At 61.9% G+C, this 11,953-nt stretch carries 14 protein-coding genes and 1 other RNA gene; 14 read left to right on the forward strand and 1 reads right to left on the reverse strand.

All coding sequences use genetic code 11. From position 1 onward, the window contains the following. The first annotated feature begins 6 nt into the window (after positions 1-6). From ubiG to ssrA, 4 genes are all read left to right on the forward strand, one after another. Positions 7-723 carry a bifunctional 2-polyprenyl-6-hydroxyphenol methylase/3-demethylubiquinol 3-O-methyltransferase UbiG gene (ubiG, locus tag ACN9M1_RS10745; RefSeq protein ID WP_426394238.1) on the forward strand — a complete coding sequence of 239 codons (717 nt, stop codon included), beginning with the start codon at positions 7-9 and terminating at the stop codon, positions 721-723. Continuing rightward, positions 720-1,409, forward strand: a complete 690-nt coding sequence (locus ACN9M1_RS10750) for an HAD-IA family hydrolase (protein WP_426394240.1) — start codon at positions 720-722, stop codon at positions 1,407-1,409. The genes ubiG and ACN9M1_RS10750 overlap by 4 nt, the downstream gene beginning before the upstream one ends. A 113-nt stretch (positions 1,410-1,522) precedes the next feature. Next, the gene (locus tag ACN9M1_RS10755) at positions 1,523-5,254 is read left to right on the forward strand and encodes a DUF748 domain-containing protein (RefSeq protein WP_426394241.1); all 3,732 of its coding nucleotides are present in this window, start codon (positions 1,523-1,525) and stop codon (positions 5,252-5,254) included. 32 nt (positions 5,255-5,286) lie between these two features. Further along, positions 5,287-5,643: a transfer-messenger RNA gene (ssrA, locus tag ACN9M1_RS10760) on the forward strand. A gap of 188 nt (positions 5,644-5,831) precedes the next feature. Here the strand turns inward: ssrA and ACN9M1_RS10765 are convergent. After that, positions 5,832-6,209, reverse strand: a complete 378-nt coding sequence (locus tag ACN9M1_RS10765) for a surface-adhesin E family protein (RefSeq protein WP_426394243.1) — start codon at positions 6,207-6,209, stop codon at positions 5,832-5,834. Between the two features lie 420 nt (positions 6,210-6,629). Between ACN9M1_RS10765 and ACN9M1_RS10770 the strand changes: the two genes are divergently transcribed. The 10 genes from ACN9M1_RS10770 to ACN9M1_RS10815 all read left to right on the forward strand — a co-directional run bounded on the left by ACN9M1_RS10770 (position 6,630) and on the right by ACN9M1_RS10815 (position 11,946). After that, positions 6,630-6,971 carry a hypothetical protein gene (locus tag ACN9M1_RS10770; RefSeq protein WP_426394245.1) on the forward strand — a complete coding sequence of 114 codons (342 nt, stop codon included), beginning with the start codon at positions 6,630-6,632 and terminating at the stop codon, positions 6,969-6,971. Next, on the forward strand, positions 6,901-7,275 hold the full coding sequence (locus ACN9M1_RS10775; protein WP_426394246.1) for a hypothetical protein: 375 nt from the start codon (positions 6,901-6,903) through the stop codon (positions 7,273-7,275). The genes ACN9M1_RS10770 and ACN9M1_RS10775 overlap by 71 nt, the downstream gene beginning before the upstream one ends. Before the next feature lie 49 nt (positions 7,276-7,324). Beyond that, positions 7,325-8,254 (forward strand): SOS response-associated peptidase family protein, encoded by a 930-nt coding sequence (locus ACN9M1_RS10780; protein ID WP_426394248.1) that lies wholly within the window; start codon positions 7,325-7,327, stop codon positions 8,252-8,254. Between the two features lie 131 nt (positions 8,255-8,385). Then, positions 8,386-8,805, forward strand: a complete 420-nt coding sequence (locus ACN9M1_RS10785; protein WP_426394250.1) for a PAAR domain-containing protein — start codon at positions 8,386-8,388, stop codon at positions 8,803-8,805. A 2-nt stretch (positions 8,806-8,807) separates the two neighbouring features. Then, positions 8,808-9,311, forward strand: a complete 504-nt coding sequence (locus ACN9M1_RS10790) for a DUF4123 domain-containing protein (protein WP_426394251.1) — start codon at positions 8,808-8,810, stop codon at positions 9,309-9,311. After that, positions 9,298-9,645: a hypothetical protein gene (locus tag ACN9M1_RS10795; RefSeq protein WP_426394253.1), complete on the forward strand. Its 348-nt coding sequence runs from the start codon at positions 9,298-9,300 to the stop codon at positions 9,643-9,645. Before ACN9M1_RS10790 ends, ACN9M1_RS10795 begins: the two co-directional genes overlap by 14 nt. Further along, complete coding sequence (locus ACN9M1_RS10800; RefSeq protein WP_426394255.1) at positions 9,645-10,238, forward strand: restriction endonuclease fold toxin 5 domain-containing protein; 594 nt, start codon at positions 9,645-9,647, stop codon at positions 10,236-10,238. The genes ACN9M1_RS10795 and ACN9M1_RS10800 overlap by 1 nt, the downstream gene beginning before the upstream one ends. Before the next feature lie 431 nt (positions 10,239-10,669). Then, the gene (locus ACN9M1_RS10805; RefSeq protein WP_426394256.1) at positions 10,670-10,963 is read left to right on the forward strand and encodes an Imm52 family immunity protein; all 294 of its coding nucleotides are present in this window, start codon (positions 10,670-10,672) and stop codon (positions 10,961-10,963) included. 2 nt (positions 10,964-10,965) lie between these two features. Further along, positions 10,966-11,460 carry a hypothetical protein gene (locus ACN9M1_RS10810; RefSeq protein ID WP_426394258.1) on the forward strand — a complete coding sequence of 165 codons (495 nt, stop codon included), beginning with the start codon at positions 10,966-10,968 and terminating at the stop codon, positions 11,458-11,460. Positions 11,461-11,613: 153 nt separating this feature from the next. Beyond that, positions 11,614-11,946: an FxLYD domain-containing protein gene (locus ACN9M1_RS10815; protein WP_426394259.1), complete on the forward strand. Its 333-nt coding sequence runs from the start codon at positions 11,614-11,616 to the stop codon at positions 11,944-11,946. The last annotated feature ends 7 nt before the right edge of the window (positions 11,947-11,953 follow it).

Raw genomic sequence — 11,953 nt, forward strand, 5'->3', positions numbered from 1 at the left:
CGCAACATGACCACCACTCACGCGAACGCCGATCCCGGCGAACTCGAAAAATTCAGTGAACTCGCCCACCGCTGGTGGGACCCGAACAGCGAGTTCAAACCCCTCCACGAAATCAACCCGCTGCGGCTTGACTGGATCCAGTCGATCGCGCCGGTGGCGGGCAAGCGCGTCGTCGACATCGGCTGCGGCGGGGGCATCCTCTCGGAGAGCATGGCGCGTGCCGGGGCCAGCGTCAAAGGCATCGATCTGTCACGCAAAGCATTGCGGGTGGCCGATCTCCACAGCCTGGAAGCCGGCGTGGCGGTCGAATACGAAGAGATCGCTGCAGAAGCGCTGGCGGCCCGCGAGCCGGCCAGCTTTGACGTGGTGACTTGCATGGAGATGCTCGAACATGTGCCGGATCCGGCATCGGTTGTGCGCGCTTGCGCGACGTTGGTGAAGCCGGGCGGTTATGTGTTTTTTTCGACCATCCACCGCAACGCGAAGGCGTATCTACTGGCGGTGATTGGTGCGGAATACGTGCTGAACATGCTGCCGCGCGGTACGCATGACTACGCCAAGTTCATCCGCCCGTCAGAGCTCGCCGGCTTTATCCGCACGGCGAGGTTGGAGCCGCAACAGATGCGCGGTCTCGAATACAACCCGATCACCGGCCGCTACGCGCTCACGAACGACACCAGCGTCAACTACCTGATGGCCACGCGCCGCCCCGATAACACATGACGGCCGGCAAGTTTCCGAATCCGCTGGGCGCGGTGCTGTTCGATCTGGATGGCACGCTGGCCGACACCGCGCCGGACCTGGCCGCGGCAGCCAACAAGGTCCGTACCGACCGTGGCCTCGAACCGCTGGCCTACGAGGCCTTTCGCCCGGTCGCCTCACACGGTGCGCGTGGGCTGATTGGCGTTGCCTTCGGCGTGGGGCCGGGGGATGCGGAATTCGAATCGTTGCGGCTGGCCTTTCTGGCCAACTATGAAGCCGACATCTGCGTGCACACGCGGCTGTTTCCGGGCATGCATGACGTGCTCGCCGAACTCGGCCGGGCCGGTATCCCGTGGGGCATCGTCACCAATAAATCGGGGCGGCTGACCGTTCCCCTCGTGGCACAACTGACGTTCCCGGTACCGCCAGCCTGCGTGGTCGCGGGCGACACTACGCCGCATGCCAAACCCCACCCCGCTCCGCTGCTGCATGCGGCCGAATCGATTGGGATCGACGCACGGCAAATCGTCTACGTGGGCGACGACCTGCGCGATATCGAAGCCGGCCGCGCCGCTGGCATGCCTACCATTGCGGCCAGTTACGGCTATTGTGGTAATGGACCGTCGCCCGTTGAGTGGCAGGCCGATGCACTGATCGCGAGTGCCACCGAGCTGATTCCGCTGCTGCTCGAATCGCAGCGCACCTAAGCGGGACTCCCGGGCCTATGCCCGGCACCTTTCATGACCGCCGCCTCCTCCCCAGGACACGGCGGTCGACCGACTGACGAAGCACGCCACGCCGTGGCCGGACTGACACCAGCATGAGCACCTCCTCCGATTCGCGTCCTGATCTGCCATCGAACACCAGCGGCTGGCGTACACGACTTGAACGCGTGCGTGGAGCGGCAACACAGGTCGGCACCTCACGGCGCACCAAACGCATCGGGCTGGGCGTACTGATCTTTCTAGTGGTGTTTGGGCTGCTGGGCGCGTTCGGTGGGCCGCCGTTGCTGCATCATCTGGCGGAAACCCAGCTCAGCAAACTGCTGGATCGGCCGGTGTCTGTCGGCAAGATCAGCATCAACCCATACACGCTGCGGGTGGATGCGGATCAGCTCCACATTGCCGAGCGCGACGGCAAAACGCCGTTCGTCGATGTGGGCCATCTGCACGTCAATGCATCGTGGAGCTCGATCTTCCGCCGCGCACCCGTCATCGAAGAATTAAGCATCGACGCGCCCCGCGTGCACCTCGTGCGCACCGCCGAACAGCGCTTCAACTTCTCCGACATCGTCGACAAGCTGAGCCAGCCGGAGAACCCGCCCAAGCCGAAGTCCACCGAGCCGGCGCGCTTTGTGTTCGCCAACCTGCAACTGACCAACGGTGCCATCGACTTTGTCGACCAGCCGCTCGGCGCGCAGCACAAGGTGGAGGGGCTGCAGATTGGCGTGCCCTTCCTCGCGAGCCTGCCGGCGGATGTGGACATCTTTGTGCAGCCGCTGCTGGCAGCGACCATTGACGGCGCACCGCTGCACTTTGCCGGCAAGACGAAGCCGTTTGCCGATTCGCTGGAATCGAACCTGAACATCAAGATCGACGGCCTAGAGTTGCCCCGTTACCTCGGCTACGTGCCCGGCCCGCTGCCGGTGACCGTGCCGCAAGGCAAGCTGACAACCGACCTGACGATCGACTTCCAGAAACCCAAGACCGGCGCCCCAGTGCTGCGCGTGCATGGCACCGCTGGCCTGGACAACCTGGAAGTGACCGACGCCAAGAAGGCACCGCTGGTCGCCGCCAAGCAAGTGCGCGCGACGCTCGTCGACGTGCGCCCGCTCGACAACGTCTTCCACCTCGATGCGCTGACGCTCGACGGTGTGCGCGTCGATGCCGCGCGTGGTGCGGATGGCGCCATCAACTTTGCACAGTTGGGTGGCAAACCTGCACCAGCTGAAGCGAAACCCGCCAAACCGGAGCCGGCACCCGCTGCAAAACCGAAGCCGCTGGACGTAGCGGTCAGCAAGCTCCAACTCGCCAACAGCAGCATCCACTGGCGCGATGCCACCACGCAACCGGCCGCCGATCTGACGCTGGAAGACCTCCACGGCGATGTGGCCGTGCGCACGATTGGCGCACCCAGCACATTTGATGTGGGCGCCAAGCTCGCCCAGGGTGGCACGCTGAATGTCAAAGGCAACACGTCGCTGGAGAAGAACAACGGCGAACTGGAGTTGAAACTCGACGGCGTGAAGTTGGCTGGTATCGGCCCGTATCTGCGACAGGCCGGCGCGCCGCAATTGCAGAACGGGGCGCTGTCGGCGGACGGCAAGGTCGCGCTCGACTTCGGCCCGGACAAATTCAACGTCCGCGCAGAGCCGCTGACGGCAGCCCTCGCCGACGTATCGATGGCACCGGCATCCGGCAAAGACACCGCGCTGCGCGCCAAGGTACTGCGCGCTGACGTGAAGAGCTTCGACCTGGCCACTCGCACCATCGCCCTGAACGAAGTACGCGCTGACGGGCTCCAGGTCGACGCGCTGCGCAAGAAAGACGGCACCACCACGCTAACGTTGCTCGACGGCCCCCAACCGGCTGCGACCAAACCCGTCGCACCGCCGGCCAAAGCCAACGCGCCGGCAGAAAAGCCATGGGCCGTGACCGTGCAGACGCTGAAACTGGACAACAGCGCCGTCGGCTTTGAAGACCAGACCAACGCGCATCCGGTGAAGGTGCGTGTCGAACCGTTGAACGTGGTCGTCCAGAACGCCTCGAGCGACCTCGGCAAGCCGGTCAACGTGCAGATCAGCGCGGGGCTTGGCAGCAAGGGCAAGCTCGACGTGCGCGGCGATGTCGTGCCGCAACCGCTCAAGGCCGACCTGCGGGTGAACTCGCAGAACCTGTCGCTGGCGGGCTTCGATCCGTATCTCGACAAGTCGCTGAATGCGTCGATCACCAGCGCGCTGCTGACGATGGACGGACGCCTCGTGCTCAATCAGGGCAAGGCGCTGACGGTCAACTACCAGGGCAACGCCACGCTGGGCAACGTTCGCTTGCAGGACCGCGTGAGCTCAGACGACTTCCTGCGCTGGCGCTCACTCGCGCTCAACCGCATCCAAGCCAACTACGACGGCAACACGCCGCACGTGCGCGTGGGCGCAGTGGCGCTCTCGACGTTCTACGCACGGGTCATCATCAATCCGAACGGTCGCCTGAACCTGCAGGACATCCGCGTGAAACCGGAAGAGGAACGCCGTTCGCTGACGCAGGCTGAACCAGCATCGGCTTCTACACCTGCCGCGCCCGTGGCCGCTTCCGCGCCGGCAGGCACGCCGGCCTCGGCCGTTGTCTCCAACCCACCGGCGCCCAAGGCCGGCGGCGCCGATCTGCGCATCGACGCCATCACGCTGCAGGACGGCAACATCCGCTTCACCGACAACTTCGTCAAACCGAACTACACCGCCAACCTGACGGCCATCGGGGGCAACGTCGGCACGATCAGCACCGCTGCCAACCAGCCGCCCGCGGACGTCACGCTACGCGGCAGCGTCGACGGCACGGCGCCGGTCGACATCCACGGCAAGGTCAACCCGCTCGCGCCCACGGCCTTTGTAGACCTGACCGCCAAGGCCGACGGCGTGGAGCTGACCAACCTCACGCCCTACTCCGCCAAATACGCCGGCTACCCGATCACCAAGGGCAAGCTGACGATGGACCTGCACTACCTGCTGGACGGCGGCAAGCTGACGGCCGACAACCACATCTTCATTGACCAGCTCACCTTCGGTGACCGTGTAGAGAGCAAGGACGCGACCAACCTGCCGGTGCGCCTGGCGGTGGCGCTGCTCAAAAACTCGCGCGGCGAGATCGACGTGCGCGTGCCGGTGTCGGGCTCGCTCGATGATCCGCAATTCAGCATCGGCGGGGTGATCCTGCGTGCGTTCGTCAACCTGATCGCGCGTGCAGTGACGGCGCCGTTCTCGCTGCTAGCCAGCGCATTCGGCGGCGGTGGCGAAGAACTCGGCTACATCGAGTTCGACCCCGGCACGTCAAACATCAGCCAGGCATCGGTCGCCAAGCTCGACAAGCTGGCCACCGCGCTGAAGGATCGTCCGTCGCTCAAGCTCGACATCGTCGGCCGCGTCGACCCGGAATTCGACCGCGACGGCCTGCGCCGCGAAGCCGTGAACCGCCAGATCCGCGAACAGAAGCTCAAGGACGCAGGTGACGCCGCCGAGGCCGACACCACCGTCAAGCCCGAAGAGGAGAATAAGTACCTTGAACGCGCTTACAAGGCCGCCAAGTTCCCCAAGCCGCGCAACGTAATCGGCCTGGCGAAATCGCTCCCGCCGGATGAGATGCGCAAGCTGATGGAGACCAACGTGCAAGTGACCGATGCGGACCTGCGCGAGCTGGCCCAGCGCCGTGCCAACGCCGTGCATGTGGCGCTGGCCGAACGTGTGGACCCGGGCCGTCTCTTCGTGGTGGCGCCCAAGCTCACGGCCGAAGGCATCAAGGACAAGGGCAAGACGACACGGGTTGATTTCTCGCTGAAGTAGCCCATCTATGGGATAATCTTCTCTTCTTTACTGGGGCCGACCTGGTTTCGACGTGGGTTGCGAAGCAGTGAGGGCATACCGAGGACCCGTCACCTCGTTAATCAATGGGAATGCAATAACTGCTAACGACGAACGTTACGCACTGGCAGCCTAAGGGCCGCCGTCCTCGCACTGGCTCGCTGACGGGCTAGGGTCGCAAGACCAGCGAGGTCATTTACGTCAGATAAGCTTTAGGTGAGTCACGGGCCTAGAGACGAAAACCTAGTGAATCGCCGTCGTAGAGCGTGTTCGTCCGCGATGCGGCGGTTAAATCAAATGACAGAACTAAGTATGTAGAACTCTCTGTGGAGGGCTTGCGGACGCGGGTTCGATTCCCGCCGGCTCCACCAATACACCGCAGTACCAAAGATTACGAAAGACAATCTAAGCTGTTGATTTGACGGGCCTTCGGGCCCGTTTTTCATTTGTGCGGTGTTGTCGTTGATGGTCTCCCATGGCCCTTGAAAGTCCACGCAAAGTACACGTGGAGTGCACGCAGAGCGACACCATGGGGCCGCGCCCTGATAGGGCACCCTGCTCACTTCGTTGGACAGACTGCATGCTCAACGAATTCTGGAACACTGTCTGGAACGATGTCGAAGCTATCCGATTGGTTCCGGCTCTCCACTAGGTTTCCATTCAAATTCCAAGTCATGGTCGAAACCGTGGTGGTCCCTTGCATGCAGTCGATGGACTGCCGATACATCAGGGTGTCGAAGGGTTTTCCAGCAGGACCGTTACGCGGCGAGACAAAGATCTCGCGGACCCACACTTGCACATGAGATCCGTCTCGTCGCATCGAGTCTCTTTCGACTTCCACTCGCTCAAACTTACTTTCTCCGATTGGCGTCCAGTTCGATGCAAGAGCCATATTTGCAATGCATGCAAGCGACAAAGCCAAAACTACTCCCTTCATCTTCTCCCCCCCGCCAAATGCTGCAGCTGGAGTCTAGCAATTGCACAGGCTGAATGCATAAATCCGCATAATTCTCCCAGGGTACCGGACACCCTGCCGCGCCTTGCTGCGAGCCGTTTCAGCGCTTCCATGCACCTGCATAAAAACCACTCAATGAAGCGCGCAGGTGAGGCGGGGTCCCAACCGCGCGCGCTGGGCCGTTTTGAGCCCCGGAGAGCACCCCCACCACCCCGCGCCGATGGCCCTCCCGCCGCCCAAATGGGCCACAGAGCGACGAACGCACGCCGGACAGCGCCCGTGCTAGGTGCGTCCGCAAAGCGCTCATAGGGCCGCAGGTGCAGTCTGAGCCACGTCTGCAATGTCTACGTTGACGGACTTGCCGGTGGCTCAGATACTGTATGCATATACAGTGATCACGCCATGCCCTACCCCCTCCGCATCCAATACCCGGCCCTCTCGCGGGAGCAGCTCCGGCGGATCAGCGACCGATACGGCGCCGATCCCGTCGTGCATCGGCTGCTTGTCGAAGTACGCGCGCTCCAGGTGATCGTCCGCCGCGCGTACCAGGTAGCGGAAGCAGCGGGGCCAGGCAATCGAACCGACGTGTTCGGAATGGCAACTGCAGCGTTACACCGCGAGCTGGAGGCCGAAACGTGGTTCCAGGAAGACCTTGCTGAGCGGCAGGCCTACCGTGACCGCCTCGCCGCCGGCGACGTGTCGGAGCATCACGAGCGCGCAGCGCGGCGCGCGCGCAAACCATGACGGCGTGCCGATGTCGAAACCAATTCGTGAGCGCTTTGCCGCGCTGTCGCTTGGCGAGCTCCATCAGCTTGCCGAAGAGAATCGTGACAACGAGACCGTGACGCGCCTCCTATGGGAGATCCGCGCGCTCCACGACGTGGCCTATCACGCTTGGCGCGTGGATGTCGAACAGCATTTCGTCTACCCGGATAACCCCCTCGGCGCTGCACTTTTCGATTTGCGCAGGTCGTTGCAGCAGGAGCATTGGCTGTCCGAAATGATTGCGAAGATCAATGGGCGCAGACCACCTGGCGGCCAATGGTGAACTGTCGCCCGGCGTATGATGAGACAGCCCATCCGGGAGGCCTGCGCCCATGTGCTACTCCGCCCAAATCGAGGCCGACTATCGACGCTTCGTCCACGAGTACGGCGCCATCATGTCGTTGGACGAATTCACGCGGATGGTGGTCGCGTACTTCGACAATCCGAAGATGCGGGTCCCCAAAGCTCTGACCGCGCCCTTCCTCGAATCACCCGAGACCGACGAGGAGCGCAAGATTGCCGAAGTGATACGTGCCCGCATGGCGGCCGACGAACTCGAGCTGCTGCAGGAGTTGGCGAAGCAAACAGAACGCCTGGAGAATGCCCAGCAAGCCCTTGCAGTTAAGGCGACCAAGAAGGCCTCCGAAGACGCGCGGATCGCTACCAACAAGATCGCGTGGATCAAGGGCAAGCTGGAAGAGCTGAACAGCAAGGAAATCACGCCGCGCGACGCGCGCATCTTCCCCGGCTGGTACGCACCCGTCATGGTCATGGAGAATGGTCGGCGCGTCGTCAAGCCGATGCGCTACCAATGCCGCCCCGCCGGCAAACCGGCGTTCTACGACACACAGTTCCCACGCACCTACAACGCCCGCCGAGACAACCTGCGCGGCTTCTGGAAGGGCCAATACGGCCACACGCACGGCCTCGTGCTGGTGGATGCCTTCTTTGAGAATGTTGCTGGGCCAGAAGGCAAAAGCGTCGTGCTGGAATTCCGGCCCGAGCCACCGCAGACCATGCTCGTCGCATGCTTGTGGTCCCGATGGACGAAGCCGGGAGAAAAAGACCTGCTGTCCTTTGCCATCATCACCGACGATCCGCCGCCAGAGATTTCCGAAGCCGGCCACGACCGCTGCCCCATCGCGATCAAGCCGGAAAACATTGATGCCTGGTTGAATCCCGACGCGAGGGACCTGGAGGCGTCCGACGCGATCTTGAGCGACAAGCTGCCGGTGTACTACACACACCGCGACGCCACATGAATGTGACGCCCGCCTGAAGCTTGTTCAAATCAGATTTCAAATTCTTTCAGCAGCCAGCGGAACCAACGCCCGCTAGCATGTCGCGCCCGGCCCAGTAGTGGCAGGTGCAACACGCACAACTGAGGGAATCCATGTCCGCAGGTAAGCCCTTTATCGTCGTGGGAGACAAGACCTCCCACGGCGGCACCGTCGTCACTGGCGACATAACTTCCACCATGTATGGGAAGGCCATGGCGCGCTCAGGCGACATGACGGTTTGCCCGAAGTGCAAAGGCACCTTCCCTATCCTCAAAAGCAGCAGCATCGTGATCGACGGAGCGGGCAACACCTACGTCCGCCACATGGATAAGACCGCGTGCGGGGCACACCTGCTCGCCAGCCAGTCGCTTGGAACGGCGAGCGATATGGTGTCGGGAAGTGAAAGTGCCAGCCACACCGGCGAATTGGCGGCCCAGGCCGCCAGCATCGCGGCACCGACCACCTCCGGCGTCTGCCTGGAATGCCTGATGAAGGCTGCCGCCAGCGGCAGCTCTACCGTGATGCGGGGCTAACGATGACGCTGGACGTTGCTGAGCGCCTGGCGCAACTGCAAACGCGCAATCCGGCCTTGCGCCTGTATGGCTTGGTCGACGGCCTGCAATACGAGACACATCGTGGTGAACGCCTGGACAGCCGGCACGGCTTCGCCTCCCTCTTCCATGGCACACCTGACAGCGCTCTCGCACACGCGGGGCCGTGGCTGGTGGATGTCGAAGCCGTGGGCGATGGCGTCACAGCGGACCTTGCGCGCCTGGAACGGGAAGCGCCTTCAGTAACTTGGCTCATTTCTGAGGCTGACCAGCATGGCTTGGCGCAACTGCTGCAATTGCAACTCGACGCCCGGCTGCCTGACGGGCGCATCGCCCTGGTGCGTTTCTGGGATCCGCGCGTACTCGCTGAGCTGGTCACTGTGTTGAACCCGGAGCAACGCGAAACCTTCTTCGCCCACATTCACGAATGGCACCTACTGCGCAATGGCGAACGCGTCCACATTGGGAGGGCTCGTGCTGACGCTTGATGAAAACCAATGGCAAGCGCTGCAGGCGCTCGACGCCCGCCAGTTTGTCGGTGCGGTGTGTGACCAATTTCTCGCCAAGCGGCCGGAGTTGGTGAGAGCCCCGGGCCGAGAGGCGATCCTAGGCCGCATGCAGGCCGCGCACGACTATGCGGAGCGCATTGGGTTCACCTCAACGCCGCACATTGTCTGGCTGATGTACATGGCAGCCGACGCGCCGACCCTTGTGACCGATCCCGTCATCGAAACGTATCTGGCCAAACCGGGCGCAACGCCCGAGCAAAGATTTGATGATTTGGAGGCTGTTTTGCGAAAGAAACTCGAAGGAGGCCTCTGATGGTCGCCGCCGCGCCCGTACTCATTGAGGCGGCGCTAACGCGCCTCTTGGTCGCCCTAGGCCTCACAGTCGCCGGCGGCGCCGCCATTGACGAGGTGCGCAAGCGCAAAGAAGAAGCGGACGAGGCTCGCACCGCACCCATCTCGCAGACTGAGGCGCAGACCAAAACGAAGACGAAGGAAAAGTGCAAAGACTGCCCGCCGGACAAGGGAACCCTGGTAACACGCAGGTGGAACATGTCTGACGTATCGCGCGCCTACCAAGCGCGCATCACCGGCTTTGCGCCGTACACTGAGTGGAATTTCGGTGGCGTGGACTTCGACGGCTTCCGCTCGTCACAGTGCTTACTGCAGGAAGCAAAGGCGCTCTACGACCAATTCTTTGACCCGGAGGACGGAGAACCGAAATTCTTCTTCCGCCTCAGCGGCGGTGATCGCAAAATTGTTCGGCAAGCCCAGGCACAAACCGCCATCGTGATTGCCAGCTCACCGACGCGATTGAACTGGTATTTCATGCAACCCCTGTCGTATCGCTATTTCACGCGGCGTTTCGGCCGCGAGGGCGTAGTGGCTGCCACTCTACTCCAGCCGTAACCATGGAAATCACATCAACGTTCCGTCTTGACCAGCAAGTGCTGCCGACAGAGTCACAGCAACTCCAAGATCTGTGGCGAGTTGCCAAGTTGCTCGAGCCGCTTGGCCTCCCACTCCACGGTTGGTACCCGCCTGCCGATACTCCGGAGCACTCCCTCCTTAACAAGGCATTCGATGAGACGGGCCCAACGCAAGCCGCAGTGTCTATCTTGAAAGCACAGAATCAAGAAAAGGAGTTACCAGGATGGCGTGAGGCAGCTGTATGGAATGGCACCGAGGGAACTGGAGGAGCGCTCTTTACGAGTTCGCTCACCACGGCATCGAAGCCGTTCCGCTGTACGTTCAATCTGAGCACCAAACGCATAGACTCATTCAGCAACAAAGAACTCGTGTTACCGCTTGTCTTGAGCCTTCTGGAAATCTGGCCTGCGATGACTCTTGAGGTCCATCCCTACAAGTACGGCACCATGCAGCAGGTGTTCCCGGATCGCCCAGGCGTTGGCTGGATGCTGTACTTACCGCAAGTGCTGACGGCGCAGGAAGTGCCCGAAGCCGGCGCGCTGATCCCGGTGCTCGGCGAGAAGAAGAAGCAGACCGGCACCATCATCGTGAGCGTGGCAGACGAGCCGTTCTCGTCCGACAATCCCGAGCACGTGGCGATCGCAAACAAGATCGAGGTCCGCCTAGTGGACCAAGACCTGCTGCCTCGTCTCATGGACTTGTGACCATGGGCTTTGAAGTTTTTCTCAACAGCTATGACCGTGGCGAGCCTGCTGAACTGATCCCGATGTCCTTGTTGGAATCGGCGTTCGGTGCGGCAATCAAGCTTCGGGAGGTTAGTGCAGACGGCTCTTTATTCTGGCGAGTGGAGTATGAAGCCGAGCAGCCTCCAGACATGCCGAAAACCATCGTTATGGATGGACGTGAATACCCCGTGTTGGTGCAGGATAGTTCGGACTTGTATATCTCGGTGGACGCAACTGGTGAGCGGACTGGCGGATTCATGGCTGCAGGCCCAGCGGGCAACATTCGGTTCTATGAGTCGTTGCTGATGATTCTTCAGGCAACGCACTCCGCGCTCTATTGGCCAGGCGAGAACTCGCTCGTGATTGGTAGAGAGGATGCTAGGCAGCATCTCCATGAAAGCATGATCGAAACGCTCGGCGAACCCTTCTTGATTGCGCATCCTGAGCAAATAATCGAGCGGATTCGCCAATCGTAGGCGGCTATTTTTGGGAAAGAGACACCTGACCGTTCCGCCCGAGATTCGCTAAACCCTCTCCGCCGCTCGCGGTCAGCGCTACGCAGATTTTTGAGCCTGTCACGGCGAACAGCGATCCATTGTTCCCCTCACCCCTTTCTAAAGGAATAGGACATGCGTTATCAACACGCCATCGTGGCCATTGCAGCAGCAACGTCGCTCTGCAGCGCGCACGCACAGGTTGCCAACCTTCCCGTTACGGACATGACGCTGGTCATGACTCCGGCAGGCCTCCCGGCAGTGCAAGGCGTCCTGCACAACAAAACCGGCCAGAAGACTCGCCAAATCTTCATCACCTTTGCGCTCCTTGATGCCGCAGGCTCACAACTGGGCATTACCATGGCGAGCACAACGGCGCTCGAACCCGGGCAGTCGTGGCGCTTCGAAGCCATGTCGCCATACAGGGACGTGGCCAGCGCAAAGATTGTCGAGGTCAAGGCGTACTAGAGTCCGG

This window comes from Ralstonia sp. R-29 (assembly GCF_049913345.1).
Classification (GTDB): domain Bacteria; phylum Pseudomonadota; class Gammaproteobacteria; order Burkholderiales; family Burkholderiaceae; genus Ralstonia.

Coding starts and splice junctions, on each gene's coding strand:
- ubiG (WP_426394238.1), top strand. CDS start 7: ATGACCACCACTCACGCGAACGCCGATCCCGGCGAACTCGAAAAATTC.
- ACN9M1_RS10750 (WP_426394240.1), top strand. CDS start 720: ATGACGGCCGGCAAGTTTCCGAATCCGCTGGGCGCGGTGCTGTTCGAT.
- ACN9M1_RS10755 (WP_426394241.1), top strand. CDS start 1,523: ATGAGCACCTCCTCCGATTCGCGTCCTGATCTGCCATCGAACACCAGC.
- ACN9M1_RS10765 (WP_426394243.1), bottom strand. CDS start 6,209: ATGAAGGGAGTAGTTTTGGCTTTGTCGCTTGCATGCATTGCAAATATG.
- ACN9M1_RS10770 (WP_426394245.1), top strand. CDS start 6,630: ATGCCCTACCCCCTCCGCATCCAATACCCGGCCCTCTCGCGGGAGCAG.
- ACN9M1_RS10780 (WP_426394248.1), top strand. CDS start 7,325: ATGTGCTACTCCGCCCAAATCGAGGCCGACTATCGACGCTTCGTCCAC.
- ACN9M1_RS10785 (WP_426394250.1), top strand. CDS start 8,386: ATGTCCGCAGGTAAGCCCTTTATCGTCGTGGGAGACAAGACCTCCCAC.
- ACN9M1_RS10790 (WP_426394251.1), top strand. CDS start 8,808: ATGACGCTGGACGTTGCTGAGCGCCTGGCGCAACTGCAAACGCGCAAT.
- ACN9M1_RS10800 (WP_426394255.1), top strand. CDS start 9,645: ATGGTCGCCGCCGCGCCCGTACTCATTGAGGCGGCGCTAACGCGCCTC.
- ACN9M1_RS10805 (WP_426394256.1), top strand. CDS start 10,670: ATGACTCTTGAGGTCCATCCCTACAAGTACGGCACCATGCAGCAGGTG.
- ACN9M1_RS10810 (WP_426394258.1), top strand. CDS start 10,966: ATGGGCTTTGAAGTTTTTCTCAACAGCTATGACCGTGGCGAGCCTGCT.
- ACN9M1_RS10815 (WP_426394259.1), top strand. CDS start 11,614: ATGCGTTATCAACACGCCATCGTGGCCATTGCAGCAGCAACGTCGCTC.